This window comes from Ignatzschineria sp. LJL83 (assembly GCF_054871845.1).
Genome location: NZ_JBTXLY010000002.1, coordinates 22,155 through 43,624, shown reverse-complemented (window position 1 = coordinate 43,624; position 21,470 = coordinate 22,155). Strand labels below are relative to the sequence as shown.

Sequence of the window (21,470 nt, the reverse complement as noted above, 5' to 3'; positions counted from 1 at the left end):
AACCGACTATTATCCACTATTTTGCTTTAAATTACTTTAAATACCGAAATTAATTTTCGCTATTTACTTTATTACTCATCCATTCACGGAGATAGATATATTGGAACCGCTTCTTTTAATAATGTAATCAGATCTTCATCCATATACTGATAATCATCAGGTATCTCTAGCACAATTATTTTCTTAGATGTTAGATCTCGCCGAAATTTCTCTTGAATTGCCTTTTTATGATGATACTCCATCACAAAAATCAGATCCGCCCAAGAAACATCTTTACTAGAAATCACATGCTTTGCATTGCGACTTGTTCCTGCTGATCTCGTATTAACACCGTAATCCACTGCAAAAACCCTTTCTGCAGTTGGACTACGCCATTTATTCTGACTACATACAAATAAGATATTCAAGCGCAACTCCCCTAAAAAATAGTATTGTTTTACTTCAATATCTTATCATTAAAACCGCGTTAAAAATTAACGTGAATAGTTTGGTGCTTCTTTTGTAATGGTAACGTCATGAACGTGAGATTCGCTCATTCCTGCGCTTGTAATTTCTACAAACTGAGGTTTTGTATTCATCTCATCGATTGTCGCACAACCCACATAACCCATACCTGCACGGATTCCGCCCATCAATTGATGAACGATTGGTGATGCTGAACCTTTATAAGCAACACGCCCTTCGATACCTTCTGGAACAAGTTTATCTGCACTTGAACCTTCTTGGAAGTAACGATCTGATGAACCGGCATTCATCGCACCCAATGAACCCATACCCCGGTATGATTTGTACGCACGGCCTTGGTAGAATTCGATTTCGCCTGGTGACTCATCTGTTCCCGCTAAGATTGAACCTACCATGATAGAGTTCGCACCTGCTGCTAATGCTTTTACCATATCTCCAGAGTAACGAATACCACCATCAGCAATCACTGGAACACCTGTACCACGAAGCGCTGCTGCAACGTTTGAAATTGCACTTACTTGTGGGAAACCGATACCGGCAATGATACGTGTTGTACAGATTGAGCCTGGACCAATTCCAACTTTAACGCCATCTGTTCCCGCCGCTAAAAGTGCTCTTGCCGCATCTGCAGTTGCGATGTTTCCACTGATTACTTGAAGCTCTGGATATGTTTGTTTAACCCAACGAACACGATCAATCACCCCTTTTGAGTGACCATGTGCCGTATCAACAATAATCACGTCAACACCAACATCGACTAATTGCTCAATACGCTCTTCAGTACCCGCACCTGCGCCCACTGCCGCACCACAGAGTAAACGATCTTCATCATCTAACACTGCATTTGGGTTTTTATCAGTATGAGATAGATCTTTTACCGTGATTAAACCACGAAGTTCGTTATTATCATTGACAACAACTAAACGCTCTAAACGATGGGTACGTAAACGCTCAATGATCTCTTCACGAGTTGCGCCTTCATGGATAGTAATAAGGCGATCACGGTTCGTCATCGCCTTAGTAATATTTTGTGATAAATCTGTTTGGAATCGTAAGTCACGCGTTGTGATAATTCCCGCAACTTTTCCGTCTGTTGTTAACACAGGAACACTAGAAATGTTACGTCCACGCATGATATTCCGAACTTCTTCAAGCGTGACTTCTGTTGTGACCGTAATAGGATCCGTTAACACACCGCTTTCAAAGTTCTTTACTTTACGCACTTGACGAGCTTGCTCAGCTGGCGTAAGGTTTTTGTGAATAATCCCAATTCCACCTTGTTGCGCAAGGGCAATTGCCATCTTACTCTCAGTCACTGTATCCATAGCTGCAGAAAGTAGCGGAATATTCAAAGCGATCTTTTGTGTTAGTTGCGTCCTAAGCGACACATCTCGCGGAAGAACTTCAGAGTAATCTGGAACTAATAATACATCATCAAAGGTCAATCCCTTTTCCATTATTCTAAGCATATGTCTCTCTCCAAGAACGCCGATTTAAAAGAGGTGTATTCTAACATATTTATTTGTCAAATGATGGATTTTATCAGGCATTTGAGCATTTGTTTTTTTTTGATATAATGATCAACGGCGCCTAAGAAAATGACCCCGAGGAGTTAATATTACATGAACCTTCCAAGCCTCATCACTTGGTCTCGCGTTGTTGCGATTCCTATCTTTATCCTATGTTACTTCCTCCCAACTCCTCACAAAAACCTAGTGTTATCGCTCCTATTTATGGTTGCGGCATTTACCGATTGGTTAGATGGATATTTGGCACGAAAATGGAATCAAACCTCTAGTTTTGGGGCTTTTTTAGATCCGGTTGCTGATAAATTATTAGTCGCTGTTGCGCTTATTGCCATTGTCGATCACAACCCTGATCAATGGTTTTTAACGCTTTCTGTTATGATTATTATTAGCCGAGAAATTACGATTTCTGCACTTCGTGAATGGATGGCAGGCATGGGAGAACGTGGCGTTGTTGCGGTTTCTTGGATAGGTAAATGGAAAACAGCTTTCCAAATGGGCGCCATTACCTTTCTTCTCTATGAACAAAATCTCTTTGGTTTACCGCTCTACAATATTGGCTTGATCTTCCTTGTCATTGCAACCTTCCTGACACTTTGGTCAATGGTGCAATATCTATACTCCACATGGAAAGTCTTAAGCGTTAAATAACCAAAATATTACTCTCTGCAATAATATTTCCGAGAAATTTTAAGATAAGTTCGATTAGAATTAAATTACGATTCCGGTTACTTATTAAATATACTGATTTATTCTTTGTGAATTTTTGTTCTATATCAGTTTGATCTACACAATTTATCTTATTAGCTACTATTTAGAATCTCATTGAAGATTCCCTCAAATATCAAAGCCCTTTAAGAATATATCCTTAAAGGGCTTTTTAGTGTACTTCCTATGAAGTTTATATGATTTATACAAGTTCTACCGGCAAATGATGGTACTGAATATCATCGTTAACCCATTGCGTTCATATATTCTACTTATTTCTACTTATTTCTACTTATTTCTACTTATTTCTACTTATTTCTACTTATTTCTACTTACTTATTAATAGCATTTTGAATATCATCTACCATTTTACCTGTAGATTTCACGCCGCCGCCAGATAAATACCACACATTTGGATCTAAATAGATAATTTTGTCATTTTTATAAGCATTCGTATTTTTCACAAGATCATTTTCAACCACTTGTTTCGCAGACGTTTCGCCATTCCCGACAACTGCACTACGATCTACTACAAAAATGTAATCTGGGTTTAAATTCATCACATATTCAAAAGAGGCTGTTTGACCATGTCTTGAAACTTGAATGGATTTATCCGCAGGTTTAAAACCAAATTCATCATGAATAATCCCAAAGCGTGAGCCTGAACCGTATGCACTGATCTTGCCATCATTTACCATAAGGATTAACGCTGTATCATCCATATTTGCTGTGCTTTCACGAAGCTTATTCACTTTATCTTGCAAGCCTTTTAGTTCGGTTGCAATTGCGCCTTCTTGCTCAAACACTTCCCCAACAATTTTAGAATTGCTATTCGTTGAAGCAATGTAGTTTTGCTCATCTAATGTTAAGTTAATCGTTGGCGCAATTTCTGCAAACTGATCGTAAAGTGGCGCTTGACGTAAAGAGATGATAATTAAATCAGGTTTTGCTGCATGAATTGCTTCAAAATCCGGTTCTTTTAAACTTCCGAAGTCACCATATTTATCAGCTTTATACGCTGATAAATAATCAGGAAGATTCGCTTTCGGCAAACCGAGAATATCTACATTGATTGTTTCTAATGTATCAATCGTTCCAAGGTCAAAAGAGATCACTTTGCTAGGATTTACCGGCAATACAGTTTCGCCAGATGCATGAGTGACTGTGATTGTTTTAGCTGCTACTTGCTCCATTGTTTCCACTACTGAGCTTTGCGAGCTTGAAGTATCTGCGGTTGCTTTTTTCTCATCACCACAAGCAGCCAACACCAATGCTAACGCCGAAGCGATTACGACTCTTTTAAACATTTTTGTTTTCATCAAAAACCTCTTTTCTATTTCAAATATCTAGTTTTAATTTTTTATTACAATCCCCATGTAATCCACATATTCATAGGTAGCGAGGATATGAGGAATGGGAATATGTGTACCGTTTTAAATAACCTTAAAGTCGCTTTAAAATTTCTTCAAACAATCTACATTTAATTTTCTAAAAGCTACTATAAACCATTTGATACTTAATCGCCTATTAAATTGAGAATCATTTACATTCAGTAGTTATAAAAAAAGGGGGAAATCCCTTTCAATCTCTAAAAATCTATTCTCTAGAGATCCCTTTTAATAAAGTATGTTTTAAATGACTTATGAAAAATAGACACAAATACGACGATCATCAATCATTTGGATCGGAATTTCCATATCATAAATATCGCGCAAGATATTACTATCAATGATTTTCTCCGTTGCGCCTTCATGCATTAATGCACCATTTTTCAGAGAAATAATATGATCTGAATAACAAGATGCGAAGTTAATATCATGAATCACGATCACAATCGTTTTATTTTTCTCATCCACAAGCTTACGAAGCACTTGCATGATCTCCACTGAATGCTTCATATCTAAGTTATTTAGCGGTTCATCCAAGAAGATCACTTCTGTATTTTGCGCTACAACCATTGCGATAAATGCACATTGTCTTTGCCCACCGCTGAGCTCTGACACATATTTATCTTGAAGTTCAGATAGCCCCATATATTCAATGGCTTCATCAATAAAGGTTTGATCTTCTACCGTTAAACGGCCTTTACTATGAGGAAATCTGCCAAATGCCACAAGCTCTCTTACGGTAATGCGTAAATTAATATGATTGGCTTGCTTTAAAATAGAGATTTTTTTCGCAAGATCATCACTCTTCCAATCATTAATAGAGCGCCCTTCGATGGAAACTTTCCCGGTATCTGGCGTTAAAAGTCGGCTCATCATGCCTAAAAGCGTACTTTTACCGGCACCATTGGGACCAATTAAAGAGGTGATTTTATTCTTCGGAATCGAAATAGAGACATCATCGACAACTTTTTTCTGCCCAAATAGCTTAGAAACATTCTCAACAATTACCATTATTTGCTCCCTCTTAATAAAAGATACATAAAATAGATTCCTCCAATAAAGTTGATAATCACACTCAACGTGGTGGAGAAGCTAAATACTCTTTCTACTAATACTTGCCCGAAAGATAGAGCAATAATACTGACTAAAACCGTTCCAACAAGAAGCACTGAATGCCGGTACGTTTTAAATATTTCATAACCTAAGTTTGCAACTAGCAAGCCTAAGAATGTTATGGGTCCAATCAGCGCCGTAGAAACAGCCGTAAAAATTGCCACAACCACTAATGTCATCATTACAATCTTCTGATAAGACACGCCTAAATTCAGCGAATGATCTCTCCCTAAAGAGAGTACATCAAGATATTTGATAAACGGAATATACGCAATAAACGTTGCGCCTAAAATACCGAGCGCCCACCATAACAATTTCACTTGCACATTATTAAAGCTCGCAAACATCTTATCTTGCACGATCATAAATTCATTAGGATCGATCAGTACTTGCATAAAGGTCGCTAAACTTTGGAATAACGCGCCTAAAACAATCCCGATCAATAACAGAAAATAGACCGATCGCCCTTCTTTGCCTAACACTGATTTAAACAGAATCAGAGAAAAAAGTACTAAAACGCCAACCGACAGCAAAAACAGCCACTCATTACTAATCATCGTGAAGCTTTTTGCACCTAAGAAAAAGACTAGTAAGGTTTGCACTAACAGATAGAGCGAATCCAATCCCATAATACTCGGTGTTAAAATTCGATTATGCGTGACGGTTTGGAAAATTACCGTAGAAAATGCAATGGCACTGCCGGCAACAATCATCGATGCAACTTTATATCCTCGGCGTGGCAATACATAATCCCAATTGGCACCCAGCTGATAAAAGAGATACAACGACACGCTCAAAATAGTGAGCGAAAATAGAATCACGAGTTTTAAACGATTACTCATGCTGTTCCCGCCTTTTTAAAGAGTAACCAGATAAACACGGCACTGCCGATAATGCCAATCATCACACTAATTGGAATCTCATAAGGAAATATAATTAATCGCCCTACGATATCGCATACTAAGACAATAATTGCGCCTAAAATTGCCGTAAATGGCAACGTTGTACGAATATTATCGCCTTTATAGAGCGACACAATATTGGGAACAATCAATCCTAAAAATGGAATCATTCCCACTGTTAAAATCACGGACGCCGTGATCATCGCCACAATGGCTAAACCAATATTCACAACTTGCTGATACTTTAATCCTAAATTCTTTGCAAAATCCAGCCCCATGCCGGCAATGGAAAATTGATGCGCATAGAGATATGCCACAATCATAAGCGGAATGGAGATATAGATCAGCTCATAGCGCCCTGACATCACCATTGAGAAATCCCCGATGAGCCAAGAAGATAAATTTTGAATCAGATCATATTTATACGCTATAAATGTCGAAATCGAACCAATAATTCCGCCAAACATTAAACCGATCAACGGCACGAAAATAGCATCTTTATAACGAATATGATTGAGAAGCTTCATAAATACAAACGTTCCCAAAAGTGCAAAACCAAAGGCTAATGCCATTTTAATAATGGGAGAAGCGCCGGCAAAAAAGAGAATCGCGATTAATATTCCAAGCCTTGCTGATTCCATCGTTCCTGCGGTTGTCGGCGATACAAATGGATTTTGACTCAGCTTTTGCATGATTAAACCACTAATTGAAAGGCTGGCGCCGGCAATTAAGATCGTGATCAATCTTGGAATGCGACTAATTAAAATAGTCTGTTTTTGTGCATCCGTTAAGTTAAACAGGTCATTCACAGAAATATTAATGACTCCAACAAAGAGGGAGATCAACGATAATACTAAGAGAATGAGAACCCAATACCGTATTCTCATGTTAATAAAATTAGCCTTTCACAAATGAAACATAAATCCGAATGATAATGATTGCTATCTTACATTGATATTTAAATTTTTCATAGGTGAATTAGATGTTTTAAATGAGATTGCGCAATAATTGCCGAGTTTTTAAACAAATATCAAAAAAAGGGCAGATATATCTGCCCTTTTAATTCAAATATGCTTCACAAAACTTCAAAATATTTCTAGTAAATACACTCAATTAATGCGTGGAAAGTTTCGCTCGGCGATATCTTATCGTTTAATAATGACAATCATACGATATCCCTCTATGCAAATCGCCATAGAAGCTTTTTTAATAGAAGCCCGTTAATTTCTCATTAAAACTAATATAGATATTTTTCTTTTGAGTATACGCATCTAACATCATTTTATGCGTTTCTCGCCCAACACCAGATTTTTTATATCCCCCAAAAGGTGCATGTGCCGGCAATTCATTATAAGTATTGACCCACATTCTTCCGGTTCGCACAGCTTTGGCTACTCTAAATGCTCGGTTAATATCTCGCGTCCAAACGGCGCCACCTAATCCATATTCCGAATCATTTGCCCAAGTAACCGCTTCCTCTTCCGTATCAAAGACAATAATGGCAACGACGGGGCCAAATACTTCTTCCTTCTCAATACGCATATTCGGTTTCACATCCACAATTGCTGTCGGACATAAAAATGCACCATTATCATGCGCACGCTTACCACCGGTTAATATGGTTGCGCCTTCCTCTTTCGCAATATCCACATATCCTAAAATTTGCTTCAACTGCTTCTCATTAATTTGCGCACCCATTTGCGTATTCGGATCTAAAGGATCGCCGACTTTCACGCTTTCAAACTTCTCTTTTAAGCGGGTAATAAATGCATCATAAATTGTCCGCTGTACAAATAATCGTGAACCGGCACAGCATACTTGCCCTTGGTTAAATAAAATTCCCATGAGCGCACCATCAATCGCTTTATCAATTTGTGCATCTTCAAACACGATATTTGCAGATTTGCCCCCGAGCTCCAACGTTGCCGGAATCAGTTTTTCAGCCGCCGCTTTTGCCACGTTATACCCAATTTCCGTAGATCCTGTAAATGCAAACTTACTAAAACCTTCATGCTCTAAAATCGCATTTCCTGTAGTTGAACCACCGCCAGTTAAAACGCTCACAACCCCTTTCGGCAATACTTCATTGAGAATTCTACCTAGCTCTAACACAGAAATAGAAGTATCACTTGATGGTTTAATCACAATACAGTTTCCTGCAGCTAATGCCGGTGCAATTTTCCAAGCGCCCATTAGAAGCGGGAAGTTCCAAGGAATAATTTGCCCCACAACACCAATCGGCTCACTTAAAACAATACTTAAACTATCTTTATTAATGAGATTTGCTTCATCGCTTTCAGCACGAATCACACCGGCAAAATAACGAAAATGATCAACCGCCAATGGCACATCCACATTTGTGGTTTCACGGATTGGCTTACCATTATCTAACGTTTCTAACGTTGCAAAACGCGTCGCTTCTGCTTCTAATCGATCTGCAATTTCTAAAAGGTACTTAGAACGCTCTTGAGGCGACGTTTGACTCCAACTATTAAACGCTTCCCACGCCGTTTCTACCGCACGATCCACATCTTCTTTTTCCGCAATTGCAATTGTCGCAAGCTTCTCTCCTGTTGCAGGATTAAAACTATCAAATGTCTTCTTATCGGCACCATCTGTCCAAACACCATCTATCAATAATTGATAGGAATCTTGCGGACGTAGGTTTGATGCAATATCAGCCAATTTTTTCATAATCTGTTCTCCTAAAGTCAATATTTTAGAAACCATTAAAAAACAATGAAGCCTTCTAAGAACATATCTGTTTTGAGAATTATTATCTATTCTTGTTTACATAAATATTTACTTTAATGAAAAATATTGACCTATATTACATTGACTAAAAACACTCTTGATTCAGCCTCACTCCCCTCAAATCACGCTATTTGATCTTCTGAATCATCCAACTTCCTATTTAACCTATTGAATCTAATATTAATCAAAGCACAAAAAAAGACGAGTATCTCGTCTTCAATTTTGCTGATATATGTTATTTTCACTTTGCTATCTTTCCAAGATTAATTACTTTATTACCCGATAGATAACATCATCAAAAATCTCAAATCACATATTAAGGAATAATTAACTGCGTTCCAACCGGCACTCGTAGCTGGTTATCTGGCAGTTGATTCACTCGTTTAAGCTCATTCACATTGACTTTAAATTTTTCCGCAATAGCTACCAAAGAATCTCCCCTTAAGGTGACATATTCTCTAGTGGCAACTTCCTCTGAGATTAAATTCAATGCCGGAGGGGTTGCCGTTGGTTCTGGAAACTGTACGCCAATTGTCACTGGTGGGGATATGGTATTACCAACCGGCCCACTATTTTGACTTCCTGACTCCAAACGCAGCTCTGGAAGATTTACCTCTGAAATGGCATTCCCTTGTGGTCTCAATTGATGCGGCGTCTGAGTTAATACTTGCGCCGCACTATTATCCGTTTTCTGAACTACTGTCGTATACACAAGCTCTGTTGCCGGACGATCTTTATAATACGCCTTAACACCGCCCAAAATATCATCCGCTAAACGCGTCTGATGTCTCTTATTACGTAAGTTTTGCTCTTCTTTAGGATTAGAAATAAATCCTGTTTCTACTAAGACAGAGGGAATATCCGGCGCTTTCAATACTGCAAATCCCGCTCTTTCTACCTGTTTTTTATGAAGATTTGCGTGTTGGCTCAATTTCTTTAACAGATGAATACCAAGCGCATTCGAAGATTCAATTGTCGCCTCTTGCGATAAATCTAACAACATCGACGCAATCGCATCATCTTTATCTGATATCTTCACACCACCAATTAAATCAGACTGATTCTCTGCTGTTGCAAGCAATCTTGCGGCTTCACTGGAAGCGCCACTCGTAGAGAGAATATACACTGATGCACCGCTTGCCGTTGCTGATCCGGCATCGGCATGAATGGAAATAAACATATCTGCTTTGTGACGTCTTGCAAACAACACTCGCTCCCGAAGAGGAATAAATGTATCGTTATCTCTTGTTAAAATCGCTTTCATATTTGGTTCACGATTAATTTTTTGTTGTAAAATTTTCGCAATCTCTAATACAACATTTTTCTCTCTTGTACCCGCCTTTCCACTAGAACCGGGATCTTTTCCACCATGCCCCGGATCGAGTACAATGAGAATGTTTTTCTTCGGCACTGTCTTAGCAACTTGAATTTCCTGAGGTGTTGTAATCACTGTTTGCCCAGATGAAGCGAAATCTTTTTGAATATTTCCTGCAGAAGATCCAACGACAATTACTAACTCATAACCTCTATTACTTCTTACTACAGCAGCACTTGCCGGCACGGAAGCTTGCCTTAGATCAATGACAATACGAAGATCCGTTCCTTGTTGCGTTCCCAACCTCACACCTGACACTAATGCCGATGAAATCGGCAAAGAGGTCATTTTTGTTTGCAACTGTGCATTGGGAATATCTACTACTAATCGATCGGGGTTTTGCAATCTAAAACTATTAAACTTGATCTGCTGACTAAGGGGGAAAATAACCTGTAATTCGCCATTACGACTTTCTGCTCTCCCGGCTCCCACAGTTGTTGCGGCAAACACACTATTTAGAAAAAAAAGAGAAAGCAATAGGAAACACAACCAACTCACTCTCTTTTTTAACCAGTTTTTCATCATTTGTTGCATTACTCTATCCACTCAATATTCTCTTTTAAAATCTGTTTCTTCTCTGAGTTACCAAAAAACAGATTAAACTTATGATACAAGGATTTCGCTTTATCAACTTCCCCAAGCGCATCTAAAATTACAATGTAATGTGCAATAATTTCAGGATCTTTATTCTTTTGATATGCCTTTTCAATATATTTTTTTGCTCGAAGCAAATCATTTAAATGAAAATATGCCCACGCCAAACTATCTTCAATAAAATCCTGGTTCGGTAGTAATAAATTAGCTTTAGAAATATATGGAAGTGCTACCAAGGCATTTGCAGGATCTACCTCTAATAAAGAAAATCCTAGAGCATTATAGGCAATTGCATCTTGTGGATTTGCCTTAATTTCCGCTTCAAAAACGTTCTGCATTGTTTCATAATCGCCATGCCCATAAGCACTCATTGCTTTCAGAAATGCTAAATGAGCAGATTGTTCTTGTGCTAAAAATTGACCACTCAAAGCAATTTCTCGATCTAATCTCACAAACTCTTTTGCTTCTTGTAGCATCATCATTTTTTTCAAAGCAATACCGGCGTCATTATAGATATCTAACGCTTTAATCTGCTCAAAAAGCTCATCAAACGCCGAATAATTTTTCTCAGATAATGCAATCTTTGCTTGAATCGTTAAGATAGCTTCTGCATATTGCGGAACTGGATTTTCAATCACAGGTAATACCTCTAACAATTTTTCGCTATTACCTAAAATTTCTGAAAAGTAGAAAAGATTCAATACTGCATTTGTGAGCTGTTCAGGTTCACTTAAACGTAACATCAGCATATCTCGAATATTATCGTAATTCCCCATTGCATATGCCATACCGATAAATCGCTCAAATACAACCGGCAATTCATCTGTCATGATCATGAGTCGAACTAACAGTTGATACGCTTCCTCATATTCAAAATTTGAAATCAGCGCATTTGCAAGTTCAAAACCAATCTCCGGATCTGGATACTGAGCATATGCATGCTCTAAAATCGCAATCGCTTTTTCCGGCGCACCAATATTCCAATACACATATGTATATAAAGTATAGATTTTAGGATTTGCGGGATTAATCTGAAGCGCTCTTTCCAAATAACTTTCAGCTTCAGAATAACGCGAGTTATCAATTAAAAATCCCGCTAAAATTACAAGTGGGAAAGTATCTTGATTTTCTAACGCAGCTAATTGTTTAAAAATTTCTAATTGCTTTTCAAGAGGTAATTCAAACTCATGGAATCTCTTTAAAATGGCAAGATATGGAGAATATTCAACAACTCCTTGATTCGTTAAATACACCATTTCCACTAAATGATGATACGTTTTTGCCGCATATTCAATGTCATCCATCAACACATAAGCTTCTGCTAGTAAATTATAAGTTTGTAAATTAGTCGGATCTTGAATCACTAATTTTTGAATAAAGGGTAACGCTTCCGCAATATTCCCCTCTTCTAAATCTAATTGAATTCGACGTTCTAAAACTTTCGGGTGTCTTTTTTGCTCTAAGAACTGATCAAAATCCTTTTTAGCGCCATCCCAGTTTTCTCTTTTTTCAGCAATCTCAGCTGCTAAGAAATCATAAACTTCTCTATTTTCATTATCGTTATAAAAACTAGGATCAGAAGCAAGCAACTCTTTTTCTATCTCAGAAGAGGTCTTATTTATGTCATTATCATCAGCAAAAGCCAAACTACCTGTTACACAAAGTGACATTACAAATAGATTCAAAAACTTCTTCATACCGCCCTGAACTCCTTAATTCTTGTCATTCATCGACATTTTTTTTATTCTGCTTTCTATAACGCAGACTGATTTAACCCAAACATTTTAACGTAAAACGCCTTCCTGTGTTAATTATTACGATCTCTTCTAAAGGAGTAACAATTTATGAAAAATAGACATTTTGCTTTAATTCTTGCTGGTTGTGGCCATCTTGATGGCGCTGAAATTACGGAAGCTGTTGCACTAAATATTGCGCTATCTAAAGCAGGCTATCAAGTGGATTTTTACGCACCTAATCGACTACAACAACACACTGTCAACCATCTTGAAGGAAGTGAGCTTACCCCGAATCGATCTATTTTAGAAGAAGCAGCAAGAATCGCCCGTGGTAAGATTCAGCCGATTGATGAGCTTGATCTCTCTCAGGTTGATGGCATTGCGATGGCAGGAGGTTTTGGAGTTATTAAAAATTTCACAAACTATCTGACAGAAGGTAATAACGCTTTATTGCAAACCGACATTGGAGATAAAATCAAAGCCGCTATCACACTCAAAAAACCGATCATCGCTGTTTGCGCAGCACCAATGGCAGTTGCCATTGCCCTAAAAGAGCTCAATATTCACGATGCAACCCTTACCTTTGGGCAATCATCTAATGCCGGAGATTTCTTACCGGCACTTCAAGTATGGAATATTTCCCATGTTGAAACAGATACTCATGAATCCTTCAAAGATCCAAATTACCCTATTATCACTTCTGGGGCTTATATGGATGGTAATGCTACCCCTTTTGAAGTATTTTCCGGCATAGAATCATGTGTAGATACATTACAAGAGATAATCCCGAATCCTTAAAAATATATTCTTAACGATCTATTCTTAAGAACATATTCATGAAGACATTTATCAATCAAGTGTAGGAATAAAGACTCATAATTATATTTCTATATGCCTATTTCCATGTATTCATACCAACAAATATGTGGAAATTAAACATTCTATGAAGTATTCGGTTACATATACCAAGAATACTTTTCTCTTATTGGTATCTTCAGAGATATATCTTCAAGGATAAACCCTCTTCAATAAAAAACTGATGCTAGATAATTACTTCACCTCACTTAACTTCGTAATTAACTAGCATCTTTTTATAATTTAAAATATATTACTGCCTCTATCGCTCTCAAAAAGAGCTGAAAAATCAAACTACATCATCTATTCAATAAAATTGACCAAGATATGTGCAAGTTTTCCACTTTCTAAAAAATCAGGTAAACTTAAAAAAAGGGTATTTGTAAAGCAAAACTACAAACAACTGTACTCTTTTCAATCCTTAATGATCCTTACAGAAACCTTTGGCTTCTGATATAAATCATTGCTGTTCATTAATCATTGGAGAATTAATAGTTATCATGGAGCCTCTTAAAGTAGGACTTATTGGTCTTGGCACTGTTGCCTCTGGCGTTGCCTCAGTATTATCAAAAAATCAAATTGACATCTCTCGTCGCATTTCCCGAACACCGATGATTGAAAAAGTGTTTGTGCGCACCCTAGATAGAGAAAATCCCCATCAGTTAAATCTCACTGATAATATTGATGAGATTATTAACAACCAAGATATTGATATTGTCATTGAACTTATCGGTGGTATTGAGCCTGCATTTACCTACATTAAAACAGCGCTTTCAAATGGTAAATCTGTTATTACCGCAAACAAAGAACTCATTGCAATTCACGGCAATGAACTCTTAAAAATTGCCGAAGACAACAATGTTTTCCTTCGCTTTGAAGCATCCGTTGCCGGTGGTATTCCTATTCTCAAAGTATTAAGAGAAGGCTTAGCAGCTAACAGTATTGATTCTGTGATGGGCATTATTAATGGCACTTCTAACTATATTTTGACAGAAATGACAGACAAAGGCTCTGAGTTTGCAGATTGTCTGAAAGATGCTCAAGCACTTGGCTTTGCAGAAGCGGATCCTACATTTGATATTAAAGGGATTGACGCTGGGCATAAGCTCACAATTTTAGCCTCTACCGCTTTTGGAATCCCTCTCAATTTTGATGCACTTGTCACAGAAGGTATCGATACTGTTACAAAAAATGATATCGAAATCAGCGCGCAAGAAGGATATACCATTAAGCATTTAGGTATTGCTCGTCGCTCTGAACAAGGTGTAGAACTTCGCGTCCACCCTGCGCTCGTTCCTTCAAAGCATGCTTTTGCAAATGTAAATGGTGTTCTTAATGGTGTTTTCATCCAAGGAAATGCTGTGGGAGAGCAATTTTTAAGTGGCCGTGGTGCTGGTAGTGAAGCAACAGCATCCGCTGTTATTGCAGATTTAATAGAGATTATTCACAACCAAAATATTCATAACAGTGCACCAGCATTGGGATATAAAGTGAACAATCTTTCAACACTCCCAATTATTCCCAAATCAGCATTTCAATCAAATTATTATATTTCCTTCGAATATGATGAAAAGGCTGATACCTCAACTCTTTTGACGCAATTACAATCTTCAGCGACAAATGACTTAAATGCACCATTTGAAATTAAATTTTACAATACAAATCAAAGAATTATCATTATTTGTGAAAAAACATTTGAAGAAAGTGTAGAAAATCTTATTAATAATGCTATGTTAATTGAAGGCGTCAAGGATGCTAAGTTAATTCGGATAGAGAATTTTTAAAAATCCCACCAATTAACATTTGATGCCAATTAACTTAAATACTTCGACTAAAGCATTTAAATACACGATAAAAATAAATAAATGGGATTTTATACCTCCTCCATACTGCATAATGTAAACTCTGCAAATTTAATTATAATTATAAATTAATACCTTATACTTATATTCACTCTGGCAGTCGTTTACAATCCTGAAATATGGAGGTTTACGAAATACTCATACAATTGATGATTCATATATATTTAAAAGAGGAGATCCTGTGAAATTAAGTGGTGCAGAAATCATCATCCGCTCCTTAATCAAGGAAGACGTAGAATGTATCTTCGGCTATCCTGGCGGTGCCGTATTACCTTTATACGATGAGATTTATAAACAAGACAAGATTGAACACATTCTAGTCCGTCACGAACAAGCAGCAACTCATGCGGCTGACGGCTATGCTCGTACAACAGGAAAACCTGGTGTTGTCCTTGTGACTTCGGGCCCTGGTCTTACTAATGCCGTCACTGGTATTGCTACCGCTTACATGGATTCCATTCCAATGATTGTCCTATCTGGACAAGTTGCAACAGGTCTTATCGGAAATGATGCCTTCCAAGAGGTTGATACTGTAGGAATTACCCTTCCTTGTGTGAAACATAACTTTTTAGTAAAAGATGCTAAAGATCTTGCTAGCACTATCAAAAAAGCTTTCTATATTGCAACAACAGGCAGACCCGGCCCAGTTGTAATTGATATTCCAAAAGATATTACTGTCCATCAAACCGATTTTGAGTATCCTGAAGAGATCTCAATGCGTTCTTATAATCCAACGGTAAAAGGTCACTCTAAACAGATCGCAAGAGCCTATGATCTGATTATGAAAGCAGAAAGACCCATGATTTATACCGGTGGTGGAATTATTATTGGCGAAGCACACAATGAACTTCGTCAGTTTGTAAAAGATCTAAACCTCCCTATTACTAGTACATTAATGGGCTTAGGTGCTTACGAAGGAACTGATAAACAATTCCTTGGTATGCTCGGAATGCATGGAACCTACGAAGCAAATATGGCAATGCATCATTGTGATGTTTTGGTTGCTTTAGGCGCTCGCTTTGACGACAGAATTACCGGTACTTTAGAAACATTCTGCCCGAATGCAAAAATTATTCATGTGGATGTTGATCCATCTTCTATTGCCAAAAATGTCGCTGTAGACTTACCCATTGTAGGTCAGTTACAACCTGTTTTAGAAGAACTCAACAATATTCACAAACAACAAAAAGGCCAACTTGATCAAACTGCTCTTAAAGCATGGTGGGATCAAATTGAAGAGTGGCGAGATATGCGTTCTCTTGATTATGAAAAGAGCGATGTCATTATTAAACCACAATTTGTGGTTGAAAAACTCTTTGAAGTCACGGAAGGAAAAGCGATCGTAACTTCAGATGTTGGTCAGCATCAAATGTGGGCAGCACAATATTACCCCTTTGACGAACCTCGTCAATGGCTGAATTCTGGTGGTCTTGGCACAATGGGCTTTGGGCTACCAGCAGCAATGGGTGCAAAAATTGCTCGTCCTGATAAGGATGTTGCATGTATTACAGGTGATGGAAGTATTCAAATGATGCTTCAGGAACTTTCCACAATGCTACAGTATTGTTCACCTGTAAAAATTATTAACCTTAATAATGGTTATTTAGGAATGGTTCGCCAATGGCAAGAGTTTTTCTTCCAAAAGCGTTACTGCATGAGTTATTTTGACTCTCTTCCTGATTTTGTAAAACTTGCAGAGGCTTATGGTCATAGCGGGATTCAAATTCACAAACCAAGTGATGTAGAACCAGCATTAAGAGAAGCTTTCAAACAGAAAGATAAGACTATATTCCTCGATTTTATCACCGATCCCAGCGAGAATGTTTACCCAATGATTCCCGCCGGAAAAGGTCATCACGAAATGATCTTAGCGGGTCGCGATAAAATGGAAAATACGTTAGCTGAAGGCTTAAGCCAAGTTTAAGGGAGAAATCATGACATTTAATACTGAATCTTCGCGTCATATTATTTCGATCTTAATGGAGAACGAAGCCGGCGCACTATCTAAAGTAGTAAACCTATTTTCTGCACGTGGCTATAACATCGATAGCTTAAGTGTTGCTGCAACTGATGATCCTTCTCTTGCGAGATTGACATTAGTGACGATTGCAAACAATCATGTTGTTGAACAAATCGTAAAGCAATTGAATAAACTCATAGATGTTGTCAAGCTCACAAATCTTTGCGATAGTGCTTACGTTGAAAGAGAAATGATGCTGATCAAAGTTCAAGCCGAAGGCCAAAACCGATCAGAATTATTCCGAATCAACGAAATGTTCAGAGGTCGAGTTATTGACGTCACTCCACTTTCTTACACAATTGAAATGACAGGTACTCAAGACAAGCTCGATGCATTTATCGTCGCTGTCACTGAACTTGGAATTATTGAAATTGTACGTTCTGGTGCGCTAGGACTTGTTCGTGGAGCAAAAGGTTTAACACTCTAATAGCTTGTAAACTTATAGCTACTAAAATTATTAATTAATAGAGATATCAGTAGTACAACTCAAAACTCATACTATTGATAACTCATAACAAAAAAGAATTACTTAAAGGATATTTTAAAATGAATGTTTTTTACGATAAAGATGCCGATATCTCGTTAATCAAAGATACAACTGTTGCAATCATTGGGTATGGTTCACAAGGTCATGCACATGCACAAAACCTTAAAGATTCAGGCGTCAATGTTATCGTGGGTCTCCGTAAAGGTGGCGCATCGTGGGACAAAGCTGTAAACGCAGGTCATAACGTAAAAGAAATTGCAGATGCAACGAAAGAGGCTGATTTTGTAATGGTTCTTCTTCCTGATGAAAACCAACCAGCTGTTTACCGTGACTCAATTGAGCCAAACCTTAAAGAAGGTGCAACTCTCGCTTTTGCTCATGGTTTTAATATCCATTATAACCAAATCATTCCACGTAAAGATCTTGACGTTGTAATGGTTGCTCCAAAAGGTCCTGGTCACACTGTTCGTTCTGAATATGTAAAAGGTGGTGGTGTTCCAACACTTATCGCTGTTTATCAAGATTCAACTGGTAAAGCTCGTGACTACGCATTATCATATGCATCTGCAAATGGTGGCGGTAAAGCTGGCGTTATCGAAACTTCATTCCAAGAAGAGACTGAAACGGATCTTTTCGGTGAGCAAGCAGTTCTTTGTGGTGGTGCGGTTGAACTTGTTAAAGCAGGTTTCGAAGTACTTACAGAAGCAGGTTATGCACCAGAAATGGCATACTTTGAGTGCTTACATGAGTTAAAACTCATCGTAGACTTAATGTATGAAGGCGGTATCGCTAACATGAACTACTCAATCTCAAACAATGCTGAGTATGGTGAGTATGTTACGGGTCCTGAAGTTATTACAGAAGATACTAAAGATGCAATGCGTCATGCTCTTTATCGTATTCAATCTGGTGAATATGCAAAAATGTTCATTCAAGAAGGTATGACTAACTATCCTTCAATGACTGCCATTCGTCGCTTAACAGCTGAACATCCAATTGAAAAAACAGGCGCTAAACTCCGTGCAATGATGCCATGGATTACAGAAAATAGCCTTGTTGATCAATCTAAAAACTAATTTTCATACTTCTTGATTTAAAATCAGAGTACTTTCATATAGTTGAAAGTGAAATTTAGAACCGATGTTAAGATGCCTTAAGCCTTAAAACTTAAGGCATTTTTTATAAAAATAATTCAATCTACAGTTTCATTATAGATTTATAAGTAACCTTTAAAATACAAATAGGAATATATTATGAGCCAGATTTGGACCCCATCTAGTTGGAGAGATTTCCCGGCAGTTCAATTGCCAAATTACAAAGATGTAACAGCGCTAAAATCTGTTGAGGATCGTCTTCGTAAAGCTCCACCACTCGTTTTTGCGGGTGAAGCAAGATCTCTAAAAGCACAACTTGCAGATGCGGTATATGGTAAAGCATTTTTACTTCAAGGCGGAGATTGCGCTGAAAGTTTTGCTGACTTTAGCTCTGATAACATCCGTGATACATTTCGTGTTTTATTACAAATGGCCGTAACTCTAACATTTGCAGCAAGCAGTCCTGTGATTAAAGTCGGTCGAATTGCTGGACAATTTGCAAAACCTCGCTCTTCCGATACAGAAACAATTGATGGTATTACTCTACCAAGCTATCGTGGAGACATCGTCAATGGCATTGATTTTACCGCCGAAGCAAGAGAACCAGATCCTGAAAGATTATGGCAGGCTTATGCACAATCTGGTTTAACTTTAAACCTTCTACGCGCCTTTGCAAAAGGAGGGTATGCCGATCTTCACAGGGTTCAACGTTGGACAATGAGCTTTGTTGGAAATTCTCCTCAAGCAGAACGTTATATTGATCTTGCAACACGCATCCAAGATGCCCTTAAATTCATGCAAGCATGTGGCGTTGATCCTAATAATGCCATTATTCGTGAAACGGAATATTTCACATCTCATGAAATGCTACTCCTTGGCTATGAAGAAGCAATGACAAGAACAGACTCCACTACTGGAGATTGGTATAATACATCAGCTCATATGGTATGGATTGGGGAGAGAACCCGTCAATTAGATGGCGCTCATATTGAGTTTGCTAAAGGTATTGCCAATCCTGTCGGCGTAAAAGTGAGCCAAAAAATGAGTGAAGATGAATTAATTCGTTTAATTGATGCTCTCAATCCAAATAATGAACCTGGAAAATTAACATTAATTACCAGAATGGGCGCGGATAACATTTTAAAACATCTCCCTAGATTACTACGAGCAGTTAAAAATGAAGGTCGTCATGTTGTTTGGAGTTGTGATCCTATGCATGGAAATACGATTACGGAAAATCGCTATAAAACACGTCCTTTTGATAGCATTCTAGCTGAGGTCATTAACTTCTTTGATGCTCATAATGCAGAAGGAACTTACGCAGGTGGTGTTCATTTTGAAATGACAGGAACGGATGTAACAGAATGCTTAGGTGGCGGACAAAACATCACCTCAAAAGAACTTGAAGATCGCTATCATACCCATTGTGATCCAAGATTAAATGCTCAACAAAGTCTAGAGCTTGCATTCCAGATCTCATCAAAACTAAAAGAACATCGCGAAAAAATTCCTGCTAGCGTATAATTCTTTAGCTTACTATTACGTTAAGATATGGTATTTTATAGGACATATCGATTTTCTTAGGAGTATTGTGTTGAATACGAATTACCTCGATTTTGAAGCTCCCATTTATGAGCTTCAAACTAAAATTAATGAGCTACAAAATTGGGCTCAAGATGCTGATATTGATGTTACAGACAAGATTGATGCATTAGAAAAAAAGAAAAATGCAAAGTTAGAGCAAATCTTCTCTAAGCTTTCATCTTGGGAAGTAACACAGCTTGCACGCCACCCTCTTCGCCCTTATACATTAGATTACATCAATCTCATCTGTGATGATTTCCAAGAGCTTCATGGAGATCGTGCTTATGCTGATGATGCCGCGATTGTTGGTGGATTAGCTAGAATCGATGGTCGTTCTGTGATGATTATTGGTCATCAAAAAGGTCGCGATACTAAAGAGAAAATTAAACGTAATTTTGGAATGCCAAGACCGGAAGGTTATCGTAAAGCGCTTCGCTTAATGAAACTTGCTGAGCGCTTTAATGTTCCAGTAGTCACTTTCATTGATACTCCTGGTGCTTATCCTGGAATTGGCGCTGAAGAGCGTGGTCAAAGTGAAGCGATTGCTCGTAACTTACTTGAAATGAGTAAGCTTCGTGTTCCAATTATCTGCACTGTCACAGGTGAAGGTGGATCTGGTGGCGCTCTCGCAATTGCTGTAGGCGACCGCGTTATGATGCTTCAATACTCAATCTATTCAGTGATTTCTCCTGAAGGCTGTGCTTCCATTTTATGGAAAAGTGCAGAAAAAAACAAGGATGCCGCTGAAGCGATGGGTGTTACTGCTGATAAAAACATAGATGCAAAACTCATTGATAAAATCATCTCAGAACCTAAAGGGGGAGCACATCGCCATTACAAGGAGATGAGTGATAATATCAAAAAGGAAATTAACGCAGCCTTAGATCAATTGACTGCGCTTCCTACGGATGAGCTTCTGCAACAACGATATGACAAGATAATGGCTTACGGTCAGTTTAAGACTAAATAAGCGACACATAATACTAAGACGATTTTATTCATATAAA

At 37.9% G+C, this 21,470-nt stretch carries 17 protein-coding genes; 8 read left to right on the top strand and 9 right to left on the bottom strand.

The window, feature by feature from the left end; translation table 11 throughout:
- Positions 1-83: 83 nt before the first annotated feature.
- Positions 84-407, bottom strand: coding sequence for a low molecular weight protein tyrosine phosphatase family protein (locus ACYSN2_RS02065; protein WP_461748601.1), 324 nt, complete (start codon positions 405-407; stop codon positions 84-86).
- A 66-nt stretch (positions 408-473) separates the two neighbouring features.
- On the bottom strand, positions 474-1,934 hold the full coding sequence (guaB, locus tag ACYSN2_RS02060; RefSeq protein ID WP_461748600.1) for an IMP dehydrogenase: 1,461 nt from the start codon (positions 1,932-1,934) through the stop codon (positions 474-476).
- A gap of 153 nt (positions 1,935-2,087) precedes the next feature.
- On the opposite strand from guaB, the gene pgsA reads away from it, so the two are divergent.
- The gene (gene pgsA / locus ACYSN2_RS02055) at positions 2,088-2,642 is read left to right on the top strand and encodes a CDP-diacylglycerol--glycerol-3-phosphate 3-phosphatidyltransferase (protein WP_461748599.1); all 555 of its coding nucleotides are present in this window, start codon (positions 2,088-2,090) and stop codon (positions 2,640-2,642) included.
- A 389-nt stretch (positions 2,643-3,031) separates the two neighbouring features.
- Here pgsA and ACYSN2_RS02050 read toward each other — a convergent pair whose 3' ends face one another.
- The 7 genes from ACYSN2_RS02050 to ACYSN2_RS02020 form a co-directional block, all read right to left on the bottom strand.
- On the bottom strand, positions 3,032-4,018 hold the full coding sequence (locus ACYSN2_RS02050; protein ID WP_461748598.1) for a siderophore ABC transporter substrate-binding protein: 987 nt from the start codon (positions 4,016-4,018) through the stop codon (positions 3,032-3,034).
- A 321-nt stretch (positions 4,019-4,339) separates the two neighbouring features.
- A complete protein-coding gene (locus ACYSN2_RS02045; protein WP_461748597.1) occupies positions 4,340-5,098 on the bottom strand; it encodes an iron ABC transporter ATP-binding protein in 759 nt (252 codons plus the stop codon).
- Entirely contained in the window at positions 5,098-6,042 is a 945-nt protein-coding gene (locus tag ACYSN2_RS02040) for an iron chelate uptake ABC transporter family permease subunit (RefSeq protein ID WP_461748596.1), read from the bottom strand. Before ACYSN2_RS02040 ends, ACYSN2_RS02045 begins: the two co-directional genes overlap by 1 nt.
- The gene (locus tag ACYSN2_RS02035) at positions 6,039-6,989 is read right to left on the bottom strand and encodes an ABC transporter permease (protein ID WP_461748595.1); all 951 of its coding nucleotides are present in this window, start codon (positions 6,987-6,989) and stop codon (positions 6,039-6,041) included. Before ACYSN2_RS02035 ends, ACYSN2_RS02040 begins: the two co-directional genes overlap by 4 nt.
- Positions 6,990-7,308: 319 nt before the next feature.
- On the bottom strand, positions 7,309-8,796 hold the full coding sequence (locus ACYSN2_RS02030) for an aldehyde dehydrogenase family protein (RefSeq protein WP_461748594.1): 1,488 nt from the start codon (positions 8,794-8,796) through the stop codon (positions 7,309-7,311).
- A gap of 376 nt (positions 8,797-9,172) precedes the next feature.
- Positions 9,173-10,765: an N-acetylmuramoyl-L-alanine amidase gene (locus ACYSN2_RS02025; RefSeq protein ID WP_461748593.1), complete on the bottom strand. Its 1,593-nt coding sequence runs from the start codon at positions 10,763-10,765 to the stop codon at positions 9,173-9,175.
- The gene (locus ACYSN2_RS02020) at positions 10,765-12,522 is read right to left on the bottom strand and encodes a tetratricopeptide repeat protein (RefSeq protein WP_461748592.1); all 1,758 of its coding nucleotides are present in this window, start codon (positions 12,520-12,522) and stop codon (positions 10,765-10,767) included. The genes ACYSN2_RS02025 and ACYSN2_RS02020 overlap by 1 nt, the downstream gene beginning before the upstream one ends.
- A 147-nt stretch (positions 12,523-12,669) precedes the next feature.
- Here ACYSN2_RS02020 and elbB point away from each other — a divergent pair, with 147 nt between their 5' ends.
- The 7 genes from elbB (at position 12,670) to accA (ending at position 21,433) form a co-directional block, all read left to right on the top strand.
- A complete protein-coding gene (gene elbB, locus ACYSN2_RS02015; protein ID WP_461748591.1) occupies positions 12,670-13,359 on the top strand; it encodes an isoprenoid biosynthesis glyoxalase ElbB in 690 nt (229 codons plus the stop codon).
- A 557-nt stretch (positions 13,360-13,916) separates the two neighbouring features.
- The gene (locus tag ACYSN2_RS02010; protein ID WP_461748590.1) at positions 13,917-15,200 is read left to right on the top strand and encodes a homoserine dehydrogenase; all 1,284 of its coding nucleotides are present in this window, start codon (positions 13,917-13,919) and stop codon (positions 15,198-15,200) included.
- A 259-nt stretch (positions 15,201-15,459) separates the two neighbouring features.
- Positions 15,460-17,202 carry a biosynthetic-type acetolactate synthase large subunit gene (gene ilvB / locus ACYSN2_RS02005; RefSeq protein WP_461748589.1) on the top strand — a complete coding sequence of 581 codons (1,743 nt, stop codon included), beginning with the start codon at positions 15,460-15,462 and terminating at the stop codon, positions 17,200-17,202.
- Between the two features lie 10 nt (positions 17,203-17,212).
- Entirely contained in the window at positions 17,213-17,725 is a 513-nt protein-coding gene (ilvN, locus tag ACYSN2_RS02000) for an acetolactate synthase small subunit (RefSeq protein WP_461748588.1), read from the top strand.
- Between the two features lie 119 nt (positions 17,726-17,844).
- Positions 17,845-18,861, top strand: a complete 1,017-nt coding sequence (gene ilvC, locus ACYSN2_RS01995) for a ketol-acid reductoisomerase (RefSeq protein WP_461748587.1) — start codon at positions 17,845-17,847, stop codon at positions 18,859-18,861.
- Positions 18,862-19,038: 177 nt separating this feature from the next.
- On the top strand, positions 19,039-20,403 hold the full coding sequence (locus ACYSN2_RS01990; RefSeq protein ID WP_461748586.1) for a class II 3-deoxy-7-phosphoheptulonate synthase: 1,365 nt from the start codon (positions 19,039-19,041) through the stop codon (positions 20,401-20,403).
- 70 nt (positions 20,404-20,473) lie between these two features.
- On the top strand, positions 20,474-21,433 hold the full coding sequence (gene accA / locus ACYSN2_RS01985; RefSeq protein ID WP_461748743.1) for an acetyl-CoA carboxylase carboxyl transferase subunit alpha: 960 nt from the start codon (positions 20,474-20,476) through the stop codon (positions 21,431-21,433).
- Positions 21,434-21,470 lie beyond the last annotated feature (37 nt).

Excerpts from the sequence above, each read along its gene's own strand:
- guaB (WP_461748600.1), bottom strand. The coding sequence starts at position 1,934 with ATGCTTAGAATAATGGAAAAGGGATTGACCTTTGATGATGTATTATTA.
- pgsA (WP_461748599.1), top strand. The coding sequence starts at position 2,088 with ATGAACCTTCCAAGCCTCATCACTTGGTCTCGCGTTGTTGCGATTCCT.
- ACYSN2_RS02050 (WP_461748598.1), bottom strand. The coding sequence starts at position 4,018 with ATGAAAACAAAAATGTTTAAAAGAGTCGTAATCGCTTCGGCGTTAGCA.
- ACYSN2_RS02045 (WP_461748597.1), bottom strand. The coding sequence starts at position 5,098 with ATGGTAATTGTTGAGAATGTTTCTAAGCTATTTGGGCAGAAAAAAGTT.
- ACYSN2_RS02040 (WP_461748596.1), bottom strand. The coding sequence starts at position 6,042 with ATGAGTAATCGTTTAAAACTCGTGATTCTATTTTCGCTCACTATTTTG.
- ACYSN2_RS02035 (WP_461748595.1), bottom strand. The coding sequence starts at position 6,989 with ATGAGAATACGGTATTGGGTTCTCATTCTCTTAGTATTATCGTTGATC.
- ACYSN2_RS02030 (WP_461748594.1), bottom strand. The coding sequence starts at position 8,796 with ATGAAAAAATTGGCTGATATTGCATCAAACCTACGTCCGCAAGATTCC.
- ACYSN2_RS02025 (WP_461748593.1), bottom strand. The coding sequence starts at position 10,765 with ATGCAACAAATGATGAAAAACTGGTTAAAAAAGAGAGTGAGTTGGTTG.
- ACYSN2_RS02020 (WP_461748592.1), bottom strand. The coding sequence starts at position 12,522 with ATGAAGAAGTTTTTGAATCTATTTGTAATGTCACTTTGTGTAACAGGT.
- elbB (WP_461748591.1), top strand. The coding sequence starts at position 12,670 with ATGAAAAATAGACATTTTGCTTTAATTCTTGCTGGTTGTGGCCATCTT.
- ACYSN2_RS02010 (WP_461748590.1), top strand. The coding sequence starts at position 13,917 with ATGGAGCCTCTTAAAGTAGGACTTATTGGTCTTGGCACTGTTGCCTCT.
- ilvN (WP_461748588.1), top strand. The coding sequence starts at position 17,213 with ATGACATTTAATACTGAATCTTCGCGTCATATTATTTCGATCTTAATG.
- ilvC (WP_461748587.1), top strand. The coding sequence starts at position 17,845 with ATGAATGTTTTTTACGATAAAGATGCCGATATCTCGTTAATCAAAGAT.
- ACYSN2_RS01990 (WP_461748586.1), top strand. The coding sequence starts at position 19,039 with ATGAGCCAGATTTGGACCCCATCTAGTTGGAGAGATTTCCCGGCAGTT.